The organism is Annamia dubia NIES-4383, from assembly GCF_055394725.1.
This window is the reverse complement of the sequence record NZ_AP025630.1, coordinates 1,484,816-1,511,773: the sequence shown is the minus strand read 5'-3', so window position 1 is coordinate 1,511,773 and position 26,958 is coordinate 1,484,816. Positions and strand designations below refer to the sequence as shown.

At 32.4% G+C, this 26,958-nt stretch carries 20 protein-coding genes and 1 pseudogene; 10 read left to right on the top strand and 11 right to left on the bottom strand.

What is annotated here, in order from left to right; translation table 11 throughout:
* Window positions 1-117: 117 nt before the first annotated feature.
* From psb30 to Anndu_RS06780, 6 genes and pseudogenes are all read left to right on the top strand, one after another.
* Window positions 118-237, top strand: a complete 120-nt coding sequence (psb30, locus tag Anndu_RS06805) for a photosystem II reaction center protein Ycf12/Psb30 (RefSeq protein ID WP_464103640.1) — start codon at window positions 118-120, stop codon at window positions 235-237.
* A gap of 395 nt (window positions 238-632) precedes the next feature.
* Window positions 633-851: a hypothetical protein gene (locus Anndu_RS06800; RefSeq protein WP_464103639.1), complete on the top strand. Its 219-nt coding sequence runs from the start codon at window positions 633-635 to the stop codon at window positions 849-851.
* A gap of 157 nt (window positions 852-1,008) precedes the next feature.
* Window positions 1,009-1,290: pseudogene (locus tag Anndu_RS06795) on the top strand (alpha/beta fold hydrolase); the annotation flags it as partial.
* A gap of 72 nt (window positions 1,291-1,362) precedes the next feature.
* Window positions 1,363-2,389, top strand: a protein-coding gene (locus Anndu_RS06790; RefSeq protein WP_464104048.1) for an IS630 family transposase whose coding sequence is annotated in 2 segments (ribosomal slippage) — window positions 1,363-1,808 and window positions 1,807-2,389 — 1,029 coding nt in all. Because the reading frame shifts where the segments join, the coding sequence is not laid out codon by codon here.
* Between the two features lie 9 nt (window positions 2,390-2,398).
* Window positions 2,399-2,902, top strand: coding sequence for a hypothetical protein (locus tag Anndu_RS06785; protein ID WP_464104047.1), 504 nt, complete (start codon window positions 2,399-2,401; stop codon window positions 2,900-2,902).
* A 41-nt stretch (window positions 2,903-2,943) separates the two neighbouring features.
* Window positions 2,944-4,056: an IS630 family transposase gene (locus Anndu_RS06780; RefSeq protein WP_464103638.1), complete on the top strand. Its 1,113-nt coding sequence runs from the start codon at window positions 2,944-2,946 to the stop codon at window positions 4,054-4,056.
* 234 nt (window positions 4,057-4,290) lie between these two features.
* Here Anndu_RS06780 and Anndu_RS06775 read toward each other — a convergent pair whose 3' ends face one another.
* From Anndu_RS06775 to Anndu_RS06765, 3 genes are all read right to left on the bottom strand, one after another.
* The gene (locus tag Anndu_RS06775) at window positions 4,291-4,713 is read right to left on the bottom strand and encodes a hypothetical protein (RefSeq protein ID WP_464103637.1); all 423 of its coding nucleotides are present in this window, start codon (window positions 4,711-4,713) and stop codon (window positions 4,291-4,293) included.
* A gap of 145 nt (window positions 4,714-4,858) precedes the next feature.
* Window positions 4,859-7,156, bottom strand: coding sequence for a RelA/SpoT family protein (locus Anndu_RS06770; protein ID WP_464104046.1), 2,298 nt, complete (start codon window positions 7,154-7,156; stop codon window positions 4,859-4,861).
* Window positions 7,157-7,402: 246 nt separating this feature from the next.
* Entirely contained in the window at window positions 7,403-10,210 is a 2,808-nt protein-coding gene (locus tag Anndu_RS06765) for an adenylate/guanylate cyclase domain-containing protein (RefSeq protein WP_464103636.1), read from the bottom strand.
* Between the two features lie 446 nt (window positions 10,211-10,656).
* On the opposite strand from Anndu_RS06765, the gene Anndu_RS06760 reads away from it, so the two are divergent.
* Complete coding sequence (locus Anndu_RS06760; protein WP_464103635.1) at window positions 10,657-13,068, top strand: GH116 family glycosyl hydrolase; 2,412 nt, start codon at window positions 10,657-10,659, stop codon at window positions 13,066-13,068.
* A gap of 40 nt (window positions 13,069-13,108) precedes the next feature.
* On the opposite strand, the gene Anndu_RS06755 is transcribed toward Anndu_RS06760, so the two are convergent.
* The 5 genes from Anndu_RS06755 to Anndu_RS06735 form a co-directional block, all read right to left on the bottom strand.
* Window positions 13,109-14,659: a glycoside hydrolase family 3 N-terminal domain-containing protein gene (locus Anndu_RS06755; RefSeq protein WP_464103634.1), complete on the bottom strand. Its 1,551-nt coding sequence runs from the start codon at window positions 14,657-14,659 to the stop codon at window positions 13,109-13,111.
* Window positions 14,660-14,721: 62 nt separating this feature from the next.
* Window positions 14,722-15,090 (bottom strand): 30S ribosome-binding factor RbfA, encoded by a 369-nt coding sequence (gene rbfA / locus Anndu_RS06750; protein WP_464103633.1) that lies wholly within the window; start codon window positions 15,088-15,090, stop codon window positions 14,722-14,724.
* Between the two features lie 51 nt (window positions 15,091-15,141).
* A complete protein-coding gene (locus Anndu_RS06745) occupies window positions 15,142-15,345 on the bottom strand; it encodes a DUF751 domain-containing protein (RefSeq protein ID WP_464103632.1) in 204 nt (67 codons plus the stop codon).
* 94 nt (window positions 15,346-15,439) lie between these two features.
* Window positions 15,440-16,471, bottom strand: coding sequence for an NAD-dependent epimerase (locus Anndu_RS06740; RefSeq protein ID WP_464103631.1), 1,032 nt, complete (start codon window positions 16,469-16,471; stop codon window positions 15,440-15,442).
* An 81-nt stretch (window positions 16,472-16,552) separates the two neighbouring features.
* Window positions 16,553-20,683 carry a CHAT domain-containing protein gene (locus Anndu_RS06735; protein WP_464103630.1) on the bottom strand — a complete coding sequence of 1,377 codons (4,131 nt, stop codon included), beginning with the start codon at window positions 20,681-20,683 and terminating at the stop codon, window positions 16,553-16,555.
* A 275-nt stretch (window positions 20,684-20,958) separates the two neighbouring features.
* Between Anndu_RS06735 and Anndu_RS06730 the strand changes: the two genes are divergently transcribed.
* Window positions 20,959-22,179, top strand: coding sequence for a WD40 repeat domain-containing protein (locus tag Anndu_RS06730; RefSeq protein ID WP_464103629.1), 1,221 nt, complete (start codon window positions 20,959-20,961; stop codon window positions 22,177-22,179).
* A 112-nt stretch (window positions 22,180-22,291) separates the two neighbouring features.
* Window positions 22,292-22,876: a zf-TFIIB domain-containing protein gene (locus Anndu_RS06725; RefSeq protein ID WP_464103628.1), complete on the top strand. Its 585-nt coding sequence runs from the start codon at window positions 22,292-22,294 to the stop codon at window positions 22,874-22,876.
* 44 nt (window positions 22,877-22,920) lie between these two features.
* Here the strand turns inward: Anndu_RS06725 and Anndu_RS06720 are convergent, their stop codons facing one another.
* The 3 genes from Anndu_RS06720 to Anndu_RS06710 all read right to left on the bottom strand — a co-directional run bounded on the left by Anndu_RS06720 (window position 22,921) and on the right by Anndu_RS06710 (window position 25,926).
* Window positions 22,921-23,646, bottom strand: a complete 726-nt coding sequence (locus Anndu_RS06720) for a Stp1/IreP family PP2C-type Ser/Thr phosphatase (RefSeq protein WP_464103627.1) — start codon at window positions 23,644-23,646, stop codon at window positions 22,921-22,923.
* Window positions 23,647-23,742: 96 nt separating this feature from the next.
* Window positions 23,743-25,440: an ABC1 kinase family protein gene (locus tag Anndu_RS06715; RefSeq protein WP_464104045.1), complete on the bottom strand. Its 1,698-nt coding sequence runs from the start codon at window positions 25,438-25,440 to the stop codon at window positions 23,743-23,745.
* Between the two features lie 168 nt (window positions 25,441-25,608).
* Window positions 25,609-25,926 carry a DUF6825 family protein gene (locus Anndu_RS06710; RefSeq protein WP_464103626.1) on the bottom strand — a complete coding sequence of 106 codons (318 nt, stop codon included), beginning with the start codon at window positions 25,924-25,926 and terminating at the stop codon, window positions 25,609-25,611.
* A 243-nt stretch (window positions 25,927-26,169) separates the two neighbouring features.
* On the opposite strand from Anndu_RS06710, the gene Anndu_RS06705 reads away from it, so the two are divergent.
* Window positions 26,170-26,865 carry a Mo-dependent nitrogenase C-terminal domain-containing protein gene (locus Anndu_RS06705; RefSeq protein ID WP_464103625.1) on the top strand — a complete coding sequence of 232 codons (696 nt, stop codon included), beginning with the start codon at window positions 26,170-26,172 and terminating at the stop codon, window positions 26,863-26,865.
* The last annotated feature ends 93 nt before the right edge of the window (window positions 26,866-26,958 follow it).

Genomic DNA, 26,958 nt, shown 5'->3' with positions numbered 1-26,958 from the left:
ACTTAAAATCTTGATCAAGTTAAAACAATTTACTTACAAAAAGTAACCTTTTGTGGTAAGTTAAGATTCATTCATTAGATAAAAACCTCAATTAATAAATTTGTTTTAGGAGGAGAGATGGATTTTATTGCAAATCTTGATTTGACTGTGATTTTACAATTAACTTTTGTTGGCTTAATTCTTATTGCTGGGCCGGTAGTCATCTTTTTGTTGGCGTTACGGGGCGGTGATCTCTAAAAATAAACCTATTAAAGATAATTGTTTTGATTATTCTCTGTTTTTATTAACCCTTCTGTTTTCAGGAGGGTTTTTCTGTCTTGATTTTCTGAAAAAATTTACAAAACTTAATTTAAGTGTACCTTCAATAATGTATTATAATATACAGAAAAGATATTTTTGAAAATCAAAAACTATAGCAATTCTAAAGCACTTGTGGCAACAGAACTAATTACTTTTGTCATTGGTTATTGGTCATTTGTCTTTTATAACAAGACTTTAACCCTGTTTTTGATCATATTTGATTTGCCACGACTATTTTAGGAATGCTCCATCAAATTAGCATTTTAGAAAATTTATCTTTTTCTGAGAATTATTTATTTTTATTAACATTGTATATTAGGAGAATGATTAAAATGAGTATTTCTGAAAAAGCGAGAGAATTATTAGTGAAAAGCCGTCAAGACTCCGATAAAACTCAGGATAATATACTAGAACGTTCCGAAGAATTATTAGAGGAAGGTTCTGAAAAGCTCTTAAATGAACAGGCAAGAGAGAGTTTAACCAAACAACGTCAACATTTAGCTAATACTCAGGATAATATGTTAGAGCGTTCTGAAGAAGAAATCAAATAAATTTTTGTGAAAAATATATAGCAGTTTTAAATAGGTTGTAGCAAATTAATAAAAAATAACAAAAGCTTTAAGCTTATTTGCCACGAATAATTTTAGGACTGCTATAAATGTTATATAATAAAAAGATTAACAATTAAGTCAAAAAATAATTTAAAAAATGTTTACCCGTCAAACTTTAAATTTACCCAATAATTTACAGTTATCTTATTTGGAATGGAATAGGGGAAAAGAGCCTGTTTTATTATTACATGGATTAGCAGATCATGGATTAGTTTGGTCAAGTTTGGGGGAAGAATTGGCGAATAATTATCATATAATTGCACCAGATTTAAGAGGTCATGGTAATAGTAATAAACCTGAAACTGGCTATTTTGCACAAGATATTATTAATGATTTAGAATGTTTGATGAATCATTTAAACTGGAATTGTGCGCATATAGCAATCCTAAATAGGTCATAACAGATATAATATTAATTATAATCTAAATTCAAGGAAAAAAAAATGAACATTATTTCTGAGTTAAATGATTTTATCAATCAAACAAAAGAGGCTAAAGAAATAAAAAGGGCTTTAGCTGTCAAAATGATTTTAGAAGGAAAATCATACCATGAAGTAAAAGAATTATTACAAGTTTCTCATAGCTTTATTAGTATGTGGAAAAATCAAGCTCTTTTTTGTGGAGTAGAAAGCTTGAAATTACAGTTTAAAGGAACTAAAAGTGAATTAAAACCAGAAGAAAAAGACCAAGTTATTAATTGGTTAAGAGAGCAAGAATATTTAAGATTATCAGATTTAAAAATTTATTTAGAGCGAGAATATAATATTATTTATAAATCCAATCAAAGTTATTATAGTTTGCTCAAAGAAGCGAAAATAAGTTGGAAAAAAACTCAAAAAAAGAATCCGGCTAAAAATGACGAATTAGTCGAAGCTAAAAAAAAGAAATCAGTGAAAAATTAGAGATTTGGAAAAAGAAATAGAGAGTGGAGAGCTTGTAGTGTTTATGATTGATGAATGTCATTTACTTTGGGGAGACATTTTAGGTTATGTTTGGGGAAGAACAGATCAAAGAATAGAAATTCCCATTAAAAATGAAAAAAGCCGACAAACTTATTATGGGGCATTAGACTATCAAACTAAAGAATTTATTGTCAAAGAATATGAAAGTGGAAATACAGAAAATACGATCAAATTTATCAAGTATTTACTATCAAAAAGAAAAGGAAAAAGATTAGCAATATTTTGGGATGGAGCAACCTATCATGACTCAAAAGAATTTAGGGAGTATTTAACTATAATAAATCAAGATTTATTGGAAGAAGAATGGTTAATTACTTGTCATAAATTTGCCCCTAATGCTCCAGAACAAAATCCGGTAGAAGATATTTGGCTACAAGTGAAAAATTTTATTAGACAATTCTATCATTTATGTAAATCATTTAAAATAGTAAAGTGGCTATTTAAGTTTTTTGCGCATGGTCAAATATTTGATTTCCCCAAACTTTATCAATATGGAATTTTGCCACAACCTATTTAGGATTGCTATATTATAGGACATTCATGGACGGGAAAATTAGCTTCGATTTGGGCTACACAAAACCCAAAAAGGTTTAAGACGATGACTTTAGTTGACCCTTTTTATATTAATAAAATACCAACTTTTTTTAAGTTTACTTTCCCATTGTTTTATCGAGTTTTACCTTTTTTAAAAATAGTAGGAACATTTAATAATTATGAAGAAGTAGAAAATTTAGCTAAAACATTAAAACAATATCAGGGATGGTCAGATTTACAAAAAAAAGTATTTCAAGAAAGTTTAGAAAATGCCGAAAATGATAAAGTAAAAAGTAAATTTGTGACTCAAGCACGAAATGAAATATTTGAAGATGTAATGTTAAATGCGGGATTAACTAAAGTTTTAGAAATTCCCACTTTATTTGTTAAACCAAAAAAGGGTTTAAACCGTTCAGAATTTCAAATTAAACCTTATAAAAACTATTTAAAAAACTTAGAAATTCAAGAAGTTCCGGGTAAGCTGTTCGTCTTTTAAATAGGGTATAATAAAAGCAAAAAGAAAAGGAGTGAAAAAAAATGCCAGTTAAGAATTATCTAAAACAAGAACAAAAAGAAATGTTACAAAAAGCTCTAAAAGAGGAGGAACATCCAGATATTAGAGAAAGAATTTTAATCTTATTATTGTTAAATGATGGAAAAACTCAAGCAGAAATTGCAGATTTTATCGGTTGTGGTGTCAACAAAGTAAACTACTGGTGTATTCACGCCGATCCAGAAAATATGGAGACATTGAAAGATAAAAGAATGGAAGGAAATCATAGAAAAGCGACAGATAAATATATAGAAATATTATTAGAAACAGTAGAAAAAGACCCAGAAGAATTAGGTTATGAATTTGGCAGATGGACAGGAAAAAGATTAGCAATATACTTAGAAGAAATCACAGGAATAAAATTAAGTAGTTCACAAGTAACAAGAATATTAGAGAGAAAAAAGTACGTTTATATCTGGGCAAAACATAGCTTAGAAGATAAGTGGGATGAGAAGAAAAGAAAAGTGTTTAAAAAGGAATTAAAAGAATATTTAAAAATAACAATAAAAAATCCAGAAAGGCTACAGGTATGGTTTTGGGATGAAAGTGGATTCAGTTTGAGAGTAATAAGAAGAAAAAATTGGTGTAAAAAAGGAAAGAGAAAAAAAGTAAGAGGGGATAGAAGAAAAGGAAGAATAAATGTCATGGGGGCGATCAGATATTCAGATAAAAAAAGATGGGTAGAATTTATAGAAAAAGGAGATAAACAAAATTTTTATGAAGTAATGAAAGAATTTTATCAAGAGTTAATTGATGAGTGGGTAGCACAAGGAAATGAGGCGAAAGATTTTGCTGAAAAAGGTGCAAAAATAGTGATTATATTGGATAATGCTAGTTTTCATAAAAATGAAGAAATAAATCAGAAAATAGAAGCAGAAATGCCAAATTTAAGATTAGAATTTTTGCCGACATATAGCCCTGATTATAACTTAATAGAATTAGTATGGCATAGTGCAAAAGAATATGTAGCTAATCGTCTTTTTAGATCAATTGAAGATTTAGAATTATTATTACATAAACTCCTGAATGAAGGGGAACTAATTATTCAATGGCATCGTAAGTTAAAACACAAAGGTAATTCTGTTAAAGTGGTTTAAATGCTGAACAGCTTAATCATTGGGCTTTTTTGGTTGAGCCTCAATCTTTTAATCAAACTATTAAGAAATATTTAGATAGTCACAAATAATCAGTTTTTAAAAAGTTTTTAAAAAAGATTAGATTTATTGCACAGGTCAGAAAAAATGGAAAAAGTAATAATAATTGATCAAAAGTGTTCAAGAATTAATTTACTCTGTTTTTTTATTATTATTAATTGATCACATTTGATCAATTTAATCAACTTTAAAAACTTCAAAAACATGATAGGCAAAACGCTTTAATTTATCACTAACCTCGGGATGGGGTTGATATTTTCCCTCACATTGCCACTGATCCACTGTGGAAAAGCGCCATGCTTGACCTTGATGGTTAAAACCAATGGTATCAACACCAATCAAACGGAAAGAGTCTTCAAGCAAGTCGTGATAAAATCGAATTTGAACTAAAATGCTACGACTTTGATAACGGGGACTCCATCCGGGAAAATGAAACCCAATATCAATGGAGTCGGGATCAACTGCTTTTTTGGTGTCTGGATCGTTTAACCAAGGTTTAAGATCCGCTTTAACATCGGGAAATTCTGTTTTAAATAAGTTAACAACGGTGGCAATTTTAGTGGATAATTTTAAGCCGATCGCTCTTTCGGATGCGTTCATAATTGGTTATTTGTTATTGATTATTTGTTATTGATTATTAATTATTTGTTAAAAGATAATAATAATAATATATGACCAATAAACAGTAAACAGTTATACAGGAAAATCAAGTTTTAAAGAATAACTAATAACTAATAACAAATGACTAATTAAGATCAATTTCTGTGACTCTTTTAATATTTAAAATATCACTCATTTTTTTGATTTTAACAATAATTTGTTGTAACTGTTCATGATCTTTAATTTCAATGATTAAAGAGATTAAGGCCGGTTGACCAAAATTAGTTTTAACTCCGGCATTTCTAACATTAATATTTTGATCACTTAATCTTGCTAAAATATCTTTTAATACTCCTACTCGATCTATGGTTTCAATTTGTAAATTAACGGGGTAAGTATTAGTTCTAGTTTTGCAATTTTTCATGTTCCAACTAACAGGAATTAAGCGATCACTGGGGATATTTTCCACATTAGGACAGCCTTGGCGATGGATTGAAATTCCCTTGGCACTACGGGTAACAACGCCAATAATTTGTTCTCCTGGTAGGGGGTTACAACAACCAGCAATATAATATAATAAACCTTCAACTCCTAAGATTGGAGAATCACTAGCAGAACTGTTAGGAGTGTGACGTAAAGAGGATAAAGCCTTTATATTCTGTTCAGTTTGGGTAGTAATTATTTCCTCTGGTTGTTGAGATTTGATAATCTCTCTGAGACGATTTAAAACTTGATTGGAGGTAATTTCTCCATAACCTAAAGCCGCTAATAAATCATCGGCATTTTGATAGTTACATTTATGGGCAACTTGTTGCATTTGTTCAGATTTTAATAAAGCATCTAAACCTTTTTTGCCATATTCTTTTTCTAATAATTCTCTACCTCTAATTAAATTTTCTTCACGGTGAGATCTCTTATACCATTGACGAATTTTATTACGGGCGCTAGGGGTAACAACAAAGTTTAACCAATCTAAACTAGGATGGGAATTTTTATTAGTAAATATTTCAATAATATCACCATTTTTTAACAAGGTATCTAAGACTGACCATTTACCATTAATTCTTGATCCTTGGGCATGATTTCCTACTTCTGTATGGATATGATAAGCAAAGTCTAAAACTGTTGCACCTTTAGCCAAAGCGATCACGTCTCCTCTAGGGGTAAAAACATAAACATCATCTTCAAATAAATTATCTTTTAAATTGGCCACATATTCATCAGCATCTTTGAGATCTTTTTGCCAGTCTAAAAGTTGTCTTAACCAAGTAAATTTTTCATCATCTGATGATAATTGAGTATGGTTAGATCCTCCTGTTTCTTTATATTTCCAATGCGCGGCAATACCGTATTCGGCAATATGGTGCATTTCTAATGTGCGAATTTGTACTTCTAAAGGTTTACCATTTAAGCCAATAACTGATGTATGAAGTGATTGATAACGGTTAGGTTTAGGCAGGCCGATATAGTCTTTAAAACGCCCCGGAATTGGTCTAAATTGATCATGAACTATGGCTAAAGCTCGATAACATTCTTCGTTAGTATTAACGATAATTCTAATAGCGGCAATGTCAAAAATTTCATCAAATTCTTTCTTTTGACTAGCCATTTTATAATAAATTCCATATAAATGTTTGGGTCTACCTTTCACTTCAATATATTTAATATTAATGCGATTTAAGCGATCTTTAATAATATTAATTACTTTTTCAATTTTAGCCTCTCGATCAATGCGTCTTTCCGCCACTAATGATTTAACATTACTATAGGCTTGTGGTTCTAAATATTTAAAACAAAGGTCTTCTAACTCCCATTTGATCCGCCAGATCCCTAAACGATTGGCTAAGGGTGCAAATATTTCTCTAGTTTCTAGGGCAATACTCACTTGTTTTTCTGGCTTCATATATTGCAAAGTGCGCATATTATGAAGGCGATCGGCTAATTTTACCACAATTACTCTAATGTCTTGAGCCATGGCCATAAACATTCTGCGGAAATTTTCCGCTTGTCTTTCGGTGGTACTAGAAAAATTAATTTTAGATAATTTAGTGACTGCATCTACTAATTTACTCACTTCTTTCCCAAATTTAGTATCAATATCTTCAGTGGTTATGTGAGTATCTTCTACTACATCATGTAAAAATCCGGCGGCGATCATGATACTATCCCCCCCCAAATCTCTTAATAAACCCGCCACAGCGATGGGATGGGCAATATAGGGTTCTCCAGATTTACGGTATTGCCCTTGATGAAGTTCGTAGGCAAAATTAAACGCTTTACAAATTAAAAGATTCTCCTGATCTTTAATATCATCTTGACTATTTTCTTGTAATATTAAACATTTTTGTAACCAGTCAGGAAGTTTTAGATCATAGACTTTTGGGGTTATTTCAGTTTCTTGAGCGGATAAAGTTTGAGTATTCATAGGAGTAATGGGATTAATGATAATTTTAAGTCAAAAATATCGCAGTTATTTCTATTTTAAAAGTAAATTTTCAAAAAGATCAAAAAATCAACTCAATAAAGTTAATTTTTCTTGAAAATTAGCTTAAGTTAATTACCTTGGCCTTTTTGTAACTAGCTCATCAAAGTGGGGAATTTTGTATCTCCAGAAAGGATAACATTAATATTAACAAAATCCCCCACTTTTGCAACAGAAAATATCCTAATTATGAATTATTGAAAAATTTTATTTTTTTCCTAATAGCCAATAGGTTAACATTGTTCCTTTTCCCTTAACATCAATTAAGCCTCTTTTTTCTAATAAATAATCATCCTTTAATAATTGATAAGTTTCCTCCGTTATTTGAATTTTCCCCGGTTCACCTTGGGACTCCATCCTAGACGCTACATTAACAGTATCTCCCCATAAATCATAGATAAATTTCTTCTTACCGATTACTCCTGCTACCACGGATCCTGTATTAATTCCAATTCTCATTTTTAACTCTGGAAATTGATATTTTTGATTAATTTGTGTAAATAAAATATTATTTTTAAAATTAGCGATCGCCTCCATCATTTCTAAGGCCATATTGGCAATAGATTGGGGGTGATTTTCCAAAGGTAAAGGCAATCCGCCCACCACCATATAAGCATCTCCGATAGTTTTAATCTTTTCTAACCCATGATTTTCTAATAATTGATCAAAAGTAGAAAAAATCTCATTTAAAATATTAACTAATTCCCTTGGTGATAGTTCAGCAGAAAGGGAAGTAAAACCAACAATATCTGCGAATAAAATTGTCACATGATCAAACTGTTCAGCTAAATGTTCACTGCGATCTTCTTTTAATTGATCAGCGATTACTTTTGGCAGAATATTTAATAATAATTCTTCAGATTTTTGCTGTTCAGCATGGAGCGCTTCTTGGGCTAATTTTCGTTCCGTAATGTCTTCTAATACCCCTAAAATTCCAATTACATTCCCCTCACTATCATGGATCGGAATTTTATTAATATCAAGCCAAATATCTTTCCCATCAGGAGCGGGGCGTTGTTTTTTAGCAATAATATGTAGTTGAGGAGTATCCGTATCCATAATTTTTTGATCTAATTCCCTAAAAAATTCAGCTACTTTTGGATCGGGCAATAAATCAAAATCAGTTTTACCTAACACACTGTCAGGATCCTCAATAAAAGCCGCATTAGCCCAATTTTTATTACATCCTAAAAAAACTAAATTGCGATCTTTCCAAAATACTTGTTGGGGAATATTATTAATAATTAATCTTAAATATTGTTCTTTTTCCTGTAAAGCGGCCTCTGCTTGTTTGCGATCACTAATATCAGTTATTACCCCATCCAAACATTGATCATTATGATTAACTTGACCGGAAAATAATACCCAAACAATTGAGCCATCTTTACGATAAAATTGGGTTTCAAAATTATTAATTTCTCCATATTTTTCAATTTCTATTAACACTTTTCTTCTAATTTTTGGCTCAACATAAACACAATTAGCATTTAATTTTCCAATAATATCTGTCACAGAATGATAACCTAAAATTTCCGCACAACATTGATTAGCTTCTAAAAATAAACCATCTTTAATTCTAGTACGAAATAACCCGACTTGAGAATTTTCAAATAAATTACGAAATTTAGTTTCACTTTCGGTTAAATTTTGATTAGCTCTTTCTAATTCTTGAGTTCTTTTTTTTACCCTATTTTCTAACTCTAATTTTGCATTTTTTAATTGGTAAAAAGAAGATTGTAATTGTTTTTTCATCTGATCAAAAGCTAAGGCAAGATGATAAACTTCTGCGATCAAAGCAGAAGAATCATGATCTGTATTGGGCATAGTGGGATCCCATTTTCCCTCACTTAAAGAACTGGCCGCTTGACTTAATTGACGAATCGGTTTTGTTACCCAACTAGAAGTAATAAAACCAATCACTAACGCAATAATAAAAGCTACTAAACAAAGGCTAATAGTTGTAATTTTATTGCTATGAATTTTATCCATAAAATCTTTTTGTGGGATAATAATTAAAATTAACCAATCTATGCCTTGATCATCTTTAAAAGGAGTAATTTGTAAAAAATATTGTTCTCCTAAAATATCTTCTTTTAGTTTAGTTATGTTAGTTAAATTGGAAAAATTATCATATTTTTTGAGCAAATGGTTACTGGTTAATTGTATTAATTGATCACTACTTTCATTGGCTTTTATTCTTTGGGCTGTACCTCGATAAATTTGAAATAAAGGAGTCTCTTGAGAAGAAGCAATTAAATCACCTGATTTTTCCATGATAAAAGCTTCTCCAGTTTTACTAATATGCAATTTACTCAAAAATTCATTAATTTCTGATAATAAAATATCCGTACCTAAAACCCCTAATAATTGATTTTTTTGATCGTAAATAGGTTCAGCTAAAGTCATTCCTAACATTCCATGACTTTGCATCGAATAGATCGGACTCCAAACAAGTTTTTGAGTCTTAATCGTTGTTGAATACCAAGGCCTTTGTCTGGGATCATAATTAGGAGAACTTTTAATTAATTGGCTAATTTTTCCGGTTTTATCTGTATAAAAAGTTTGAAATTCAAAATTAGTTTGGGCATTAGATTTTTTAATAACTATTCGATCATTTGACCAATAACCTGCCCCAATATAATTACCTGTCTGTGTTGCAAATTGAATCGTATTAATATGGGAATTGCCCTTAACTTGTTGCCAAAAAAACTTTTCTAATTCTGATAAATTTTGAGGATTAATTAAGTTTAATTCTATCACATTTTTAACTTCTTGATTAGCTAATTCTGGCATTAATAAATAGGTTTCTAAATGTTGTTCAATGCGATCAGTTACTTCATTTTGTAATTGAGTTACAAGGCGATCAATAGACTGTCTACCATTACGCAAAGATAACCACCCCGTTAAACTCACCGCCAGAAAAATTTGCATGATAAAAGGTACAACCAAAATAATGCGTAAAGGTATTTGTTTTGGAGTAATTAGAATTAATTTATTAAAAAATTCTTTTATCATTTATTTATTTCCCTTTGGGGTAAACCTTTAACAATTGACAATTAACAATTAACAGTTGACAATTATCTTAAATATTAGTATCTGTATTTTTGATAGGTTAAATTATATCATAATCTAACTTTTTTTACTTCTACTACCAAAACTATTTTTATTTTCTGGATATTCCTGATTAATTTTTCTAACAGCAATAAAGTTCAATTTATTGAACGGTTTATATTAGCCTTGAAATTAATTTCAAGGGGAGTTAACTCTTTTAGCATTTTTAATCAAAAAATGATTACTTTTGATTATTTAATTAATATTTTATATTGTTTTTAGAATTAATGAGTTACATTTTAGAAAGGACAAATGAGCAATGACCAATGACAAAATCGTGCTTTTAATTGCAAATTGTGTTATTTTAATTTTAATTAGGTAAAATAACCCGTCCACTTGTCTAATTTTCCATGAAACTACAAATCTCATTACCCACTATTCCTGAAGTCGCTTGGTCTCACCCCATTGGTAAAGACTGGGAAAACCCTTACACCGTTAGATATAAAAGTAATTTAGATGATGGCGCTGATCACGGTATGCCCCTCGGTGGCTTTGGGGCAGGGGCGATCGGGCGATCAACTTCGGGAGAGTTCAATTTGTGGCATATAGACGGCGGAGAGCATATTTTCCGCAACATTCCCGCCTGTCAATTTAGTGTTTTTGAGCAAGTGGAAGGGGAAACGCCCCAAGTTTATGCGATGGCTACCCATGCCCCAGAGGATGGTAGTCTTGGGCGTTGGCAATGGTATCCCAAGGAAAAAGGCACTTATCACGCCCTTTATCCCATGAGTTGGTATCAATATGAGGGGGTTTTTCAATCTAAATTAATTTGTGAGCAGTTTTCGCCGATTTGGTCAAATAATTATCAAGAAAGTAGTTATCCGGTGGCAATTTTTGAATGGACTGCTCATAATCCTACCAATAAACCGATTACCCTCAGTATTATGTTCACATGGCAAAATATGGTAGGGTGGTTTACCAATGGGGCGAAAAGCTCAGAAATTACCATGCGGGATGATGGTAGCCCCGTTTATGAGTATAAACCCCGTTTGGGCAATAGTACGGGCAATTTTAACCAATGGATTAAGGATTTTCACCGTGTGGGCTGTTTGATGGATCGGGTGCGTCTTTATGATGAGATTAAGGAGGGTGAAGGTCAATTTGCGATCGCCAGTGTGACAAGCCCCTTTATGGAGGTATTTTATCACAGTCGTTGGAATCCCCACAGCGATGGCAGTGAAATTTGGGACGATTTTGCTTACAATGGCAGTTTAAGGGATTTTGAAGACGAAACGCCGGCCGATCCCAGTGAACAGATCGCCACCGCTATGGCCATTCGAGTGACCATTAAACCCGGAAAAACCGCTAAAATTCCCTTTATTTTAGCTTGGGATTTTCCTATCACCGAATTTGCCCCAAATATTAACTATTATCGCCGTTATACGGACTTTTTCGGGCGTACAGGTAAAAATGCTTGGCCGATCGTGCGTACCGCCTTAAAACACGGCGATCTCTGGAAAGAAAAAATCGAAGCATGGCAAAAACCGATTTTAGAACAAGCGGATCTCCCTTCATGGCTGAAAATGGCACTATTTAACGAATTATACCTGTTAACCGATGGCGGGACATTATGGACATCGGCCTCAGAAGATGATCCCGTAGGTCAATTTGGCGTATTAGAATGTCTGGATTACCGTTGGTATGAGAGTTTAGATGTGAGGCTATACGGATCTTTTGGGTTATTAATGGGATGGCCAAAGTTAGATAAATCAGTATTGCAGTCATTTGCGAGGGCAATTTCTGAGGGTGATCACACTCCCCGTTTAATCGGTTATAACCGCACAATGGCAGTGAGAAAAAGAATCGGGGCGACTCCCCATGATCTGGGTGCGCCAAATGAACACCCTTGGCAAAAAAGCAATTATACAGCTTATCAGGATTGTAACCAATGGAAAGATTTACCCTGTGATTTTGTTTTACAAGTTTATCGAGATTATCTCTTAACAGGCTCAAAAGACACTGAATTTTTATGGGATTGTTGGGAGGGAATTAATGAAACATTAATTTATTTAAAAAACTTTGATCAAGATGGGGATGGAATCCCTGAAAACTCAGGAGCGCCGGATCAAACCTTTGATGATTGGCGTTTAGAGGGTATTAGTGCCTATTGTGGCGGTTTATGGATCGCCGCTTTAGAATCTGCGATCAATATTGGGGAAATTTTAAAAGAAAATCCTAGTTTTTATCCCGAAAGAATAGATAGTTTTGATCCCCAAGATATTGAAGAAAAAATTGCAACTTATCAACAATGGTTAACACAGGCAAGGGCAATTTACCATGAGACTTTATGGAATGGAAATTATTATCAATTAGATAGTATCAGTAAATCAGAAGTGATCATGGCAGATCAGTTATGTGGTGAGTTTTACGCTCAGTTATTAAACTTACCAAATGTGGTAGAAAAAGAGTATGTAAAAACCACTTTAAAAACTATTTATTCCGCTTGTTTCTTAAAGTTTTATAATGGAAAATATGGGGTTGCTAATGGTGTTAAAATAGACGGCACACCGGAAAAACCAGATGCCACTCATCCCTTAGAAGTATGGATTGGAATTAATTTTGGTTTAGCGGCCTTTATGATTAAAAATGACATGAAAGAAGAAGGTTTAAAAATAGCAGAAACCGTAGTTAAACAGGTGTATAAAAATGGTTTACAGTTTCGCACTCCCGAAGCTATTACCACTCAAGGCACATTCCGCGCCAGTCATTATTTAAGAGCTATGGCCATCTGGGCTATTTATGGTGTTTTAAAGGGCTTTTAATTAAGATTAAATTGTAACCCTAAGGGATTGATTTTGATGATTAATCAATAAATTGAGATTCTTTTTGATCCATAGTTTTAGTTAAATTAAATAAAGATTCAATCATCATAGTTTGAGCTTGATTAAATTGTCCATAGGAAAATAAACAAGGAATTTTTGGTTTAATTTCTGTGCTAAAATAATCATAAATATAAGGACTTCCATAAATAATAATACCTTGTAAATTGTTCTTTGTGCAAAGATTAGAAAAGTATTGTTTAATCTTTTCAGTCAATCCCGCACTGCCCCGAAAAGGATTACCTCTTAAAAATATTTGTAATAAGAAAGGTTGATTTAATTCGCTGACAGAAATTAAATTAGTTTGATCAATTAATCTTACTTCATAACCCATTTTTGTTAATAAATTTACGGCTGGAGTATGACGTGCTACAACATTTTGATTTAAGATTGAATCAACATAAATTAAATTTATTTTTGGCTCTTGTTGATCTTTAATTTTAATTGGTAAATTGCCCTGTTTTCTATTAGAATTTTCTAAAACCAAATTAACAGTTTCCCTTGCACTTTCTTGATCAATTTCTTCAATTTTAAAACTGCTAAAAACATGATTTAATTTCTTTTTAGCCTCAATAATTCTCTGATAAGATTCTTCAATTCTACTTTCACTAATTTCACCATTCATAACTGCTTTTTCAATGGCCTTGATCGCCCCTTCTGGATTTTCTGGCATTAATAAAATATCTGCTCCTGCTTTAACTACTTTTACGGCTAAATCCTCATTATTATAATATTTTGCAACTCCTCCCATAATTAAAGCATCAGTCACAATTAAACCGGAAAACTCTAATTTTTTTCTTAATTTATTCGTTAAAATTTCAGAAGAAATTGTGGCAGGATTGACCTTATCCCATGCCGGAATTAATAAATGTGCTGTCATAACTGCGTCAACGCCACCAGCGATCGCCGATTGAAAAGGTGGAATTTCAATCTTTTCTAATCTGTCCAAATTATGAGGAATAGTAGGCAAATCTAAATGTGAGTCGGTGCTAGTATCACCATGACCCGGAAAATGTTTTGCAGTGGTTAACACAGGGAATTTTCTTGCCCCTTCAATAAAAGAAACTCCTAAATTACTAACAATATCTGATTTTTCACTAAAAGAACGCACATTAATAACAGGATTATTAGGATTATTATTTACATCCATAATCGGTGCTAAAATCCAATTAACCCCAATATTAAGAGCTTCTTTTGCGGTAATTTCTCCCATTTTTAAAGCTAATTCTTGAGCTAAAGTAGGGTTTTTTTGATAAATTTCCCCTAAAGCCATGGGGGGAGGAAATTGAGTTGCACCGGAAAACCTTTGTCCTACCCCTTCTTCAATATCCGCCGCAATCAATAAAGGAGTTTGAGCAAAATTTTGCAATTGTTGACATCTTAAATATACTTCGGCCGCACTTCCTCCTAATAGAATTACACCCCCAATATTTAACTGACCTAACCACTTTTGTAATTGACTATTAGAGGCTTCCCAAAAAGGATAGGGTCTTTGATGATCAAACAAATAACCAGAAGTTCTAACAACGATCATTTGTCCAATTTTTTGTTTTAATGATAATGTTTTTATCAAGATTAATCCTTTTTTATTATTAGTTATTCTTCTTCAAACTCAAGACGGGGAATACTCTCAATCAGGTGAATCATGCGATCGCCCCGTTCAAGGGAAGTATCCTCTTGAAATAAAATTTCAGGGGTACGTCTTAGACGAATGCGATGACCTAACTCCCTACGCACATAACCTGTAGAAGACTTTAACCCCTCCATCGTTGCTTTTTTAGCCTCTTGTGAGCCATAAATACTCACAAAAATGGTAGCGTGTTGCAGATCACCGGAAACATCCACATCAGTGACGCTCACCATTCCCGCACCAACTCGACTATCTTTGATCTCAGTCAATAACATTTGAGAAACTTCTCTTTTGATCAAAGATGAAACTTTTGAAACTCGACGACGATCAGCCATATTTTTTTATGATTAATTTAATTATTAATTATTAGTTATTAGTAATAAATTTTAGACAATTGTTAACCCTAACATTGCTCTTAATGTTAACACTAAAAAAGCCATTCCTCCTACTAAAATGCCGATAATAGCAGTGGCAGTCACAGGATTTTGAAATAAAGGTTTCGCCTTTTCAAATAAAGCAAAAAAGATCCCCAAAATTAAACTAATCATATAACGGGGGTAACGGGCAACATTTTCAAAAAATTCTTGCATTTTCTTAATTAGATTAATTGATCAGATTTTTAATTAATTTTAATGATTATACACGATTCTAGTTTTTTTGTAAAATACTTTGATCAATTGATAATTAATAATTGGTAATTTTTACCTGATAAAAATTAAGATACCATTCTACAAAATTTTTAATTCCTATTGTTAAGGGGGTTCGAGGTTGAAAACCTACGTCTTTAATTAAATCATCTACATCGGCATAAGTTCTTAATACATCGCCCTGTTGCATTGGTAACATTTTTTTGATAGCTTTTTTGCCTACATAATGTTCAATTGTTTCAATTAATTCCATTAATTCTACGGGATTATTATTACCAATATTATATAATTGATAGGGGGGTTTTTTCTCTATAATTAAAGTTGGATCGGGGCTTTGATCGGCTAAAGGAATATGATTTAATACTCGCATAATTCCTTCAATAATATCATCAATGTAAGTAAAATCTCGTTGCATTTTACCATGATTATAAACTTCAATTGGTTCATCATTAATAATTGCTTTTGTAAACTTAAAAACTGCCATATCAGGCCGTCCCCATTCGCCATAAACGGTAAAAAATCGTAAGCCAGTAATAGGAATATTATATAAATGACTGTAGGTAAAAGCCATCAATTCATTTGATTTTTTAGTGGCGGCATATAAACTAATAGGATGATCAACATTATCATTAATAGAAAAGGGAATTTTTTTATTAGCGCCATAAACCGAACTAGAAGAAGCAAAAACTAAATGTTTAATTTGATGATGACGACAAGCTTCTAAAATATTAAGAAAACCCACAATATTACTATCAATATAGGCGGAGGGATTTTCAATAGAATATCTAACACCGGGTTGGGCGGCTAAATGAACAACTTTAGTAATTTTTTCTTGTAGAAATAAATTTTTAATGGCATTGTGATCGGTTAATTCTATTTGATAAAATTGAAAATTAGCAAATTTTTTTAACTCATTTAATCTTGCTTGTTTTAAAGTAACATCATAATAGGAATTTAAGTTATCTAAACCAATAACTAGATGATTTTCTAATAATAATTTTCTGGCGACATGAAAGCCAATAAAACCTGCACTTCCTGTTACTAATATTTTTTCTGTTATTTTATTCATAAAAACTCTAAATTTACTAAATTTTGATCATTGTTAATCAAAGTTAATACTTATTACTTAATACTTAATAGTTATTATTAATTACCAAGGATTTCCTACCATTGTAAAACCGCTCCAATAATAGGGATGACTTAAGTTAATATTACTTAAATTTAGCCTTGGATCATTTAACATTTCAGGCGTAATAAAATTACCTTTAATCATTGCTATTTGTGCTTGACGTAAAGCTTCTGCTTTAATGGGTGCGGTTTTTAATTGTTGATAAAAATTAGTCATTAAAGCCAATGTTCCTTCATCAGAAACATACCAAAGACTGCCTAAAGCGGTTTTAACTCCTGCTTGAGTGGCAAAACCTGCAAAACCTAATTCAGCATTGTTATCGCCCAAAGCGGTACGACAAGCGCTTAAAACTAATAATTCTACGGGTGGATTATTTAATTCTAAATCTCGAATTTGATCTAATTGTAATTGTTGATCAAAAAATTGGATATAAGAATTATTAATATTGCCGGGTAAAAATTCACCATGAGTTGCTAAATGAATGATCCCATAGGGAATATTGTTACGAGCTTTTTTAAAATTTTCCTCGGTAAAATCTTGATTTAAAAATGTTTGAGTTGTCCAAAGTTTTTGAATATTTGCTAATTCTAAAGGAACAAAAGGTAAGGGGGTTTGATTTGTAAAAGTTTGCGCTCCCATAGCTAAAACTTCTAAATTTCTCACATCTACATAACGGGTATCTGTTAAACTTAAAGATGGCATAAAACCAACACTATATTTTTCAACTAAAAATTGGTTTCCATCATATAAAGCGGCTAAAGGAACGGCTCTTAAACCCACATCCATAATAAAGACTAAATTTTCAATTTTTTCTTGTTGTAAATTTAATTCTAATGGAGAAATTAATAATTGATATAATGCTTGGGCGGGTTCTAAAAATTGAGTAGCACGACGTACATTAGTTACTGTTGCTTGAAGTTGATGGCCTAAACGAATCACATCAGAACGGGTAATTCCGGCGATTCTTTTGCGAATAGGAATCTGTCCGGGGGTGATTAATACTAATTCTAATTCATCGGTATTTTGAGGTTGAATTGTAATTTTAATATCTTCTAAAGGTTGTTGTAAATTAAGATAATCGTGATAACTTTGACTGTTAGTAATTTCTAAATTTGTAAAACGCTGATCTATTGATTCTTGAGTTAAATTATCAGGATTATTATTAATATTATTTGTTTCATTTTTGACCTCTTGTTTTACTTGAGCGATTTTATTATTAGTAGTAAGAGAAGGCACAAAAGAAACATAAATAATTGCAGGTTTTACTCCAGTTTCTTCTTCAATTTCTTGTAAAATTTCTCTGGCTCGATCTAAAGTTGGGAATTGATAAGTAGAGCTTGGGGTAACAATTTGTTGCCGATTAATATTAATTCTTTCTACATTATTTGAACCATGATCGGTTGAATCACCACCTGTTGTCGTCTGATTTACATTATAATTAATATCAACAATATTAGAATTAGAAACTCGATCATTGGTGATAATTTTAAAAGTAATAAAATTACCAGATAAGCCTGTTGGGGGCTGATAACTAATAGAATCTGTTGGTAAAATTGTTACTGTGTGACCTGCGTTATAAGTAATTCCATTAACTGTTATACTACCGTTAACGACAGTAATTGTATAGGTCAAATTATCACTATTAACATCACTAATATTGAGATTTAAACTATTAATAGTAAAACTGGTATTACTATTAGTAATAGAGGTAATTGATGAGCTAGTAGGGCTAATTGTCGGAGGGGTATTAACTGAAACGATATTAATACCTGAAGGTGTGCCTGTAGCCGTTCCGCCATTAGGTAATACTGCAAAAGAATTAGGAGTAGATGTACTTAAAAGAGTAGTAGGAGTAGTAAAAGTTCCTGTAACAATACTACCATTTGTACCATTAATACTAGAATTACCTACGATAAAGGGATCATTATTGACACCACCATCATGGGTAATATTAATTGTCCCACCTTGGGTTGTGCCTTGTGCCTGAATGGTATTACCACTACTCGAAATTGTCCCTGTTCCTCTCACAGTACCACCATTAGCCGTAATATTAATATTGCCTCCTATTCCTGTTTTAATACTACCGGAAGAAGGATCTACTAATGTTTCGCCAGTGGTATTAATCGTAGAAAATCTAATATTACTGTTCGGGGTGATACCGGCCGTTAAGGTGACATTTCCCCCTGTGGCAGTGGCCGCTACTCCTGCACTGGTGCTGGTATCGTGGGCATATCCAAAAGCCTCAATATTCCCTGTGGAAATATAACTGCCCGAAGTAAGGGTAATATCACCTCCTGTGGCGATCGCCTCCCCAAAAACACTAACAGAAGCAGAGGAAATTAAATCATTAGTAGCGATATAACCATTATTGGCACTTAGAGTTATGTTACCACCAGTGTTAATCAAATTGTTGGTTGTGCTACTATTTAAAATACCGCCTGTGGTATCAATTGATCCGCCTGTGGTAGTTAAAGTAATATTACCACCATTAGTAGTAATATTTGCATTAACATCAATCAAATTACCGGCTAATAATGAGACATTAAAGCGTTGATCAGATTCTTGATTTTCAATAATATTATTAACTGTGATATTATTGGCCGCATTTAAAGTCAAAGAAACATCTGAAGTTGGATTGATCACAATATCAGCATTAAGGGTAATATTCCCTTCCTGTGAGCCACTATTACCTGTGGTGATAGTAACATTTGTACCTGCTTCTAACGCTCCCATAATATCATCAGCAAATACGGTTGCATCATCAGTGGTGGGAATAAATGGATTGAGGGGAGGAACACTAGGAAAAGCACTTCCGGGAGAAATAATGGTAACATTACGAGGATCAAGTAACCATTGGCCGGCGATACCATTAATCGCACTAGCATTTACAGTGCCACCTAGAATATTTAAAATATTTTTACTAGAAGTTTCCACAAAACCACCATTTCCGCTATTAATTCCACCTTTAGCTGTAATATTACCTAAAAAATTAGTATAATTATCTGACCAAATAATCACATTACCACCATTCCCACTTAATATTGCATCTGCATTAATATGAGTATTACTCCCAATAATAGTCGTTTCAGCGGTGGGTAAAGTGCCTCCCCCTTGATATTCGCCCCCAATATTGATATTACCCCCACCTGTTAAGCCTGATACATCAAGATTAGCTTGATCTAAGATTCCAATGGTATTACCTAAGATATAAATATTACCACCTTGGGCGGTATTACTAGAGGTATTAATATTACCAGTATTAATCGTTGTAGTGCTATTTGTCGGAATAATTGTACCTGATGAAGTTGAAATTGTCCCATCACGATTAAGGGTTAAATCTGTTAAATTTAAGTTGTTATTTCCTGTTAATAATTGGGGTAAATCTAAGGGGGTAATGTTGATAGAATTACCCAAATTATCACTAGGAATATTAATTTCTAAACTTAAAATTTGTCCGGGTTGGGATAAAATAATTTTACTACTTTCCGGTACAGAAGTAATGGTAATATTTCCATTATTGGCCGTTAAATTACCCGTATTAATTACCGTGCCACCAACTAACATTAAATTTTGATTATTATTAACAGTTAAATCTGCACTATTTAAAATAGCTCCCGGATTATTTGTATTAAATAAAAATCCTGTGGGATTACCAATTAAATCCCCATAATTATTATTACCAATTCCATTAAAATATTTATCTCCAAAACTAATTCCAGTTGCCGTTGTAGCCGTAAAATCAGCAGGAACATTTAAACTGGCATTATTGCCAAATATAATACCAGCAGGATTCATTAAATATAAATTAGAATTACCACCTATTACTTGAATTAAACCATCAAGATAGGACGGGTTTCCTCCGGTAATTCGCCCTAAAATATTTTGAATATTATGATTACTTAAAAAGTTAGCAATTTGATTACTATTTAAGCCAAATTCCGCAAAACTATGAAATAAATTTGCTTGATCTGCTGATAAAATTCCTCCGGTAATATCAAATTGATTGTTATTTTGATTAACAATTGTATTAGTAGTTTGATCGGAAATAATTTGAGCTTTAACTGGATCAATATTATTGAAGAAACAATTGATTCCTGTGAAAAAATAAATTGTTAGATAACAATAAATTAAAGAATTATTTTTATTACTCATACAAGTTACCTCTTTTTAAAAGTTTTTAAAAATGCTTAATCTTAGTAAATAAAAAACTGAAACATTAAGGTTAAAATTATCAATATTTATTAAGTTTTTTGACCAAAAAAGTTATCTTTACTTCCATTATAAAAGTAAATTTTGCTAATGGGAGAAATCTTTAACTTTTTTTAACAAAAAATCTTCAATTGTCTTAATGCTTTTAAGTTATTCTTGACATTACCCTCTCTACATTCTAAAATCTTGTTAGAAATAACGAATAAAAAATAACAAAAATGGTTAACTATTCCCAAATACCAAGAGATGACGATGTGATGTTAGGAAATGCCCATTTTGCACCCACTGGAGGATTAATCTTAGGGGGAATAGAAGGGCTTAAACAACAGTTTAAACATCCAGAAGTTACTGTTAGAATAGAGGCAATTAAAAATTCAATTAAATATGGTAATAAAGCAATAGATTTAATTTTAGAGGGCTTAAAAGATTCATCTTTAGAAATTCAAAAACTTTCTTATTTTCTCTTAAGAGATTATCAAAACAACCCTAAATTACCCAATCAGATTTTAACTAAAATTACCCAAGGATTAAAACAATATATTCCCTTTAATTTATATCAATGTTGTAGCACTTTAAAAGCCGGAAAAAAATGCGTTATTAGTAATAATGGAGAAACAATTGCTTTTTTTACGGGGCAAAAAATTCGGGTTTTTGATCTCGAAACAAAAGAGTTATTATATTTAATTGAAACTAAGTTAGGATCAAGAGATTTTTTTGCTTTAAGTTATAACTCTGACACCTTAATTAAAGTTAATAATACCTCTAGTTATACCGTTGAAATTTGGCAACAAAATCAGTTAAAATATCGTTTACATGAACATTTTACTGAGATTAATGCTATTACTTTAAGTCAAGATGGTTCTTTATTGGCAACGGCTACAAGAGACGGTACAATTAAAATTTGGAAGGTTAAAACAGGTAAATCTTTTTTAACTTTTCGCCCTAATTTAACTTGGGGAACTCATAAAAGTATGATTAATTGTTTAAATTTTAGTGATGATAATAATACCTTAATTAGTAGTAGTAATGATGGTACAATCAAACTGTGGGATTTAACAACGGCAAATAAACCTCGTACCCTTAAATATTATGCTAATCAAGTGATTTTAAGCCCAGATCATTTAACTTTAGCGGCCGCTGATTTTTATGGTAATATTCAATTAATTGATCTTTCTTGTAATAAATTAATTGCGACTTTACGGGGGCATTTATCAACTGTTAAAACGATGATTTTTAGTGAATATGGCAGAGTTTTAATCACAGCAGGAAACGATAATTTAATTAAATTTTGGAGTATGTATTCTAAAACAGAAATTAATACCCTTGAAGGGCATACTAATAATATTACTGGTTTAAGTTTTACCCCTAACTATCAATATTTAATCAGTGTTAGCACAGATCAGACGGTAAAAAAATGGGGCATAGTTAACAATTTATAATTGATAATTGAGAGTTAATAGTTATCTAAAAAAATCCCAGATTAATTTTTTAATAGTGACAGTTTTATTGTATACTTAATTAAAAATTATCTTTTACTTCTTACTTAAAATTATGGATTGTCCTAAATGTAAAACACCAAACTTAAATCAAGTCCAATTACCTCAAAAACTACCAGCCCATCAATGTGAAAATTGTCACGGAAATTGGCTTAATGGAGACGCTTATAAAATTTGGCAATCTTCTCAAATTTCTGAAGTAATTGAGTACAATAAATTAACATGGATTGATCAAAATAAACAAGATTTTACTCCTTCAGATTATGATAATAAAGCGTCATTTTGTCCCGAATGTCGTCAATATTTATCCAGAGGAAAAGTTAGTATTAATCCACCTTTTTATGTGGAAAGATGCCCCCAATGTAAAGGAATTTGGTGTGATGGTGGAGAATGGGAAATGTTAAATCAATTAAATTTACATAATCAATTAGATAATTTATTTTCCTCCGAGTGGCAATCTTTAATTAGGGAAAAACAACATCATAAACAAGAAAAACAAGCTTTAATTGATAAAGTCGGAGAAGATTTAGCACAAAAAATATTTACTTTAGGAGATATTTTAGAAGATCATCCTAATGGGGATTTTGCCGTTGCTTATTTAATGAGAAAAGTCGGCCAAAGTGAACAGATTAAAAGTTAATAATTGGTCATTAGTCATTGGTCATTAGTCAATTTGTCACTAATTCATTCGCAACTTTCAACCACAATAATAGTAACATTATCAGAACCGCCATGATCTAAAGCTTTTTGAATTAAATCTTTAATAATTTCTTGGGGATTAGAATGATTAGCTAAAGAAGATTTAATCTCATGATCGTTGACTTCTTCGGTTAAACCATCACTGCATAATAAAAAGCGATCGCCTGATTCAACTAGCAAAGATTGAATTTCAATATTATAAAGGTCTTTGCGCCCTAAACACTGGGATAAAACGTGCCGCCAAGGATGGGTTTTAGCCTGATCCACCGTCAGATCCCCCACTTTTAAAGCCCTTGCCACCCATGTATGATCATCGCTAATCTGATTTAATTCCCCTAGCCTAAACTGATATAAACGGGAGTCTCCCACATGGGCGCACCATGATTGATCTTGACGAAACATCAAAACCACCGCCGTTGTTCCCATGTCAGCCCGTTCAGGATGATTAATTTGATCATTTAAAATACATTGATTAGCCTGTTTAAAAGCCGTTTTCAACAGTTGCTCAGAACTTAGATCAGAGTTCCAATATTCATTTAAACAAAATTGGATTTTATCCGTAGCGATGCGACTGGCTTGTTCACCCCCAGCATGGCCTCCCATCCCATCAGCCACAATAAAAAAACGACCTTGAGGATCATAATGGTAAGAATCCTGATTATTTTTTCTGATCAGTCCGGGATGGGTATCCCCTGTAAATGAAAGTTTCATATATTTCTTAAAATTAATCAATTCACTATTAATATTAAATAATAATGGCAATTATTACACTACTTCAAATTGATCAAAATCCTATCATAATCAGGATTAAAACATTCGATCGAGGCGATCTAATTTTCTCATTAAACGCCACAATGACCAAGCCGGAATAGTTGCTATTACTAACAATACCACACCCCAAGGTGTTAAATTATTAACAAATAATAAAGTCGCACAGATCAACAGGGTACAAAGCACAATTGTATAATTTGTGCCTTGTTGAACCGTACTTAAACGGCGGATCGCCCTTTCTGTCTCAGTTGATCGAGTTCTAATGCGAATATCGCCCCTTTCTAGTTGTTCGATCGTCTGTTCAATTCTTTGGGGAAGCCCAAAAGCAGTTGTACCAACTTGAATGGCTTGTTTTCCTAGTTCATCTAAAATTAGATTTCCGGTGGTACTATCATTATTTCCATTAATAAATTGTATAGCGAAAGGTTGAGCAATTTCCATAAAATTAAAATCCGGATCTAAGCCTTTGCCCACCCCTTCTAAAGTGGAAAAAGCCCTCATCACAAAGGTAAAAGTGGCTGGAAAACGAAAGGGTTGATCGTAGGCAATATCATAAAGATCATCACTGATCGCCGTGATCGACTGTTCTTCAAAGGGTTTATCCATGAAATTATCTAACATGAATTGAATTGAACGTCTAACGGGACTCATATCTCCGATCGGCTGTAATGCCCCCAATTCTATCAAAGATTTGATAATTAAATCCGCATTTTTTTGGGTAATACCCATTAAAGTGGACATTAATTTTTCCCTGACATTGGTTTTAATACTGCCCATCATGCCAAAATCATAGAAAATTAAAGCACCTTCAGGGCTAACGGCCAAGTTACCCGGATGGGGATCGGCATGGAAAAAACCATCATTTAATAACTGTTGTAAATAGGCTTTAGCCCCTAGTTGTGCCAAATTTTTGCGATCGAGGCCGGCCGCTTCTAAAGCCGAATAATGACTAATTTTGATCCCTGGCACATATTCTAAAGTTAAGACTTTAGGGGAAGTATAGCGCCAATAGACACGGGGAACTTTAACCCAATTTTGCCCCCGAAAATTTCTTCTAAAAGTATCGGCATTTTTCCCTTCATTTAAGTAGTCAGTTTCCTCCCATAAAATACGATAACACTCATCATAAATTCCTAACCAATCTCGGCCTTGACCCCAACGGGGATGATTTTGAAAATAGCGGGTAATTTGTTTTAAAATAGCTAAATCAATGGTGAATAATTGTTTTAAACCCGGCCTTTGTACTTTTACAACTACTTCTTCACCATTATGTAATTTAGCTTTATGAACTTGACCTAAACTAGCGGCCGCAAGGGGTGAAGGATCAAAACTAGCAAATAATTGATTTAAAGGTTTACCAAATTCTTCTTCAATAATTTCCTTAGTTTGTTGATAGGTAAAAGCCGGAACTTGATCCTGTAATTTTGATAATTCTTCCACATATTCGGCGGGAAAAATATCAGCACGGGTAGAAAAAAGTTGACCGACTTTAATGAAAGTAGGGCCTAATTCTAATAAACTTTCCCTAATCCATTTCGCTTGTTTTTTGCGTCTTTTTAATAGTTTTTCCTCACTATAACCGCCCTCTAATTGATAACTCCAAGGTTTACCATTGAGCCACAATTGGGACAGAAAAGTTAAAACAAAACGCCAAATATCAACACGGCGGCGGGTTTTAGAATAATTTTTCCGATTCCATTGATAATTTCTCTTAGCATTTTCTAATACTTTAATCTCACCTTGAGGAAGGGAAAGATTAGAATAATGATCACTATTATTCTGGGTATTATTGTTAGTTTGAGTTAGGGCTGACACTTTTGTTATGGTTATTAGTTATTGATTATTAATTATTAGTTATTAGTCACTGATCACTGGTTATTGATAATGGTCATTGATCACTGATCATTGTGAATTTTTGTGATTTTTTAATTCTGCTCTTAAACAGGCAATTTCTGCCCGTAATTCATCAAGTATTTCTTGTAAATCTTCCGTAAAATCAGTATTTTCTGAAGTAATATTAACAGGAGAATGATTAGTTTCTTGTTTAGCTCTTTGCATAACTTCTTCAGAAAATTGACGTAAATTTTCTTTTTGTTCTGCCTCAAATTTTCCCCAATCACTCAGAAAATTTGTGAGCTTATCCTCTATTTTTTCCGATAAAACTTTAGTAAAGGCCTTACAAATAGCCAAAGTTTGATTAACAGGATTTGATTGACTCATTGCTTAATCTTAAAATTTCTTAATATATTTTGTTACATTATATAAGATTTTGCGGTTTGAACCAATGTTTGTTATTGGTTATTGGTTATTCGTAGCAAGACTTCAAAAGTATTATTAATATAATGAATGTAGGGTGGGCAATGTAGGAATTATCTAAAAGCATTACCATCAAAAGATTTTAGGAAAAGTACCTATTTAGAAATTTCGGTTTAAAATAAAAATAAAAATTAATTTTGAGAAAATATGGTCAACACAAGTAAACCCGTCTATAGTGATCAACAAATTTCCGCTTGGTTGCGTGGGCTTTTTTCCATTGCGTGGGCAGATGGACATTTTGATCCCGAAGAACAAGAATTAATTACTCAGTTAACTCAAGATGAACTTGTCCCCTGTACCCAGTTGGGAGACTTAGAAATAATTTCTCCCTCAGACTTAGCCCAAATGTTAGGAGGCGATCGCACCACAAAAGAGAATTTCTTAAGAACCGCCGTAATGATGGCACTGGCTAACGGTGTCTATTCGGAAGCAGAAGCCACCTTAATTCATCAATATCAAGAAGCTTTAGGTTTAGAACTAGAGGCCTTAAAATCATTAGAAGCAACCCTTTGTTGCGCCCATCCCCCCCAGATCGAAGGGGAAAATATCTTATCTACAGGGCTTAAGCCCCATGTGGAAATTCATCATGATCTTTTAGATCCGGTGCGTCATTGGTTAGATGGGATGGATATTCATGACCCTAGACTAGCTCGTTTTTTGTGTAAAATGATCCCTGCCCAATGTCCTTTTGAAAGGGATGTTGTGCTTTTTGGGCGTAAAATTGTACATATACCTCCCATGTGTAAAATTAATCCCCTTTATGAACAATTAGTAGGTTTAAGATTTAGATCTTTATCCTATTTAGCTGATGAATGTAAAGAAGATATTACACCCTATCTTTAAATCAATTTTGATTATTTGTTATTCGTTATTTTTAACAAGACTTTAGCTCTCTTTTAGCCACTACATTTATCTTTAATAAAGATATTGAACCAT

Coding starts and splice junctions, on each gene's coding strand:
- psb30 (WP_464103640.1), top strand. CDS start 118: ATGGATTTTATTGCAAATCTTGATTTGACTGTGATTTTACAATTAACT.
- Anndu_RS06800 (WP_464103639.1), top strand. CDS start 633: ATGAGTATTTCTGAAAAAGCGAGAGAATTATTAGTGAAAAGCCGTCAA.
- Anndu_RS06780 (WP_464103638.1), top strand. CDS start 2,944: ATGCCAGTTAAGAATTATCTAAAACAAGAACAAAAAGAAATGTTACAA.
- Anndu_RS06775 (WP_464103637.1), bottom strand. CDS start 4,713: ATGAACGCATCCGAAAGAGCGATCGGCTTAAAATTATCCACTAAAATT.
- Anndu_RS06765 (WP_464103636.1), bottom strand. CDS start 10,210: ATGATAAAAGAATTTTTTAATAAATTAATTCTAATTACTCCAAAACAA.
- Anndu_RS06760 (WP_464103635.1), top strand. CDS start 10,657: ATGAAACTACAAATCTCATTACCCACTATTCCTGAAGTCGCTTGGTCT.
- Anndu_RS06755 (WP_464103634.1), bottom strand. CDS start 14,659: ATGATCGTTGTTAGAACTTCTGGTTATTTGTTTGATCATCAAAGACCC.
- rbfA (WP_464103633.1), bottom strand. CDS start 15,090: ATGGCTGATCGTCGTCGAGTTTCAAAAGTTTCATCTTTGATCAAAAGA.
- Anndu_RS06745 (WP_464103632.1), bottom strand. CDS start 15,345: ATGCAAGAATTTTTTGAAAATGTTGCCCGTTACCCCCGTTATATGATT.
- Anndu_RS06740 (WP_464103631.1), bottom strand. CDS start 16,471: ATGAATAAAATAACAGAAAAAATATTAGTAACAGGAAGTGCAGGTTTT.
- Anndu_RS06735 (WP_464103630.1), bottom strand. CDS start 20,683: ATGAGTAATAAAAATAATTCTTTAATTTATTGTTATCTAACAATTTAT.
- Anndu_RS06730 (WP_464103629.1), top strand. CDS start 20,959: ATGGTTAACTATTCCCAAATACCAAGAGATGACGATGTGATGTTAGGA.
- Anndu_RS06725 (WP_464103628.1), top strand. CDS start 22,292: ATGGATTGTCCTAAATGTAAAACACCAAACTTAAATCAAGTCCAATTA.
- Anndu_RS06720 (WP_464103627.1), bottom strand. CDS start 23,646: ATGAAACTTTCATTTACAGGGGATACCCATCCCGGACTGATCAGAAAA.
- Anndu_RS06710 (WP_464103626.1), bottom strand. CDS start 25,926: ATGAGTCAATCAAATCCTGTTAATCAAACTTTGGCTATTTGTAAGGCC.
- Anndu_RS06705 (WP_464103625.1), top strand. CDS start 26,170: ATGGTCAACACAAGTAAACCCGTCTATAGTGATCAACAAATTTCCGCT.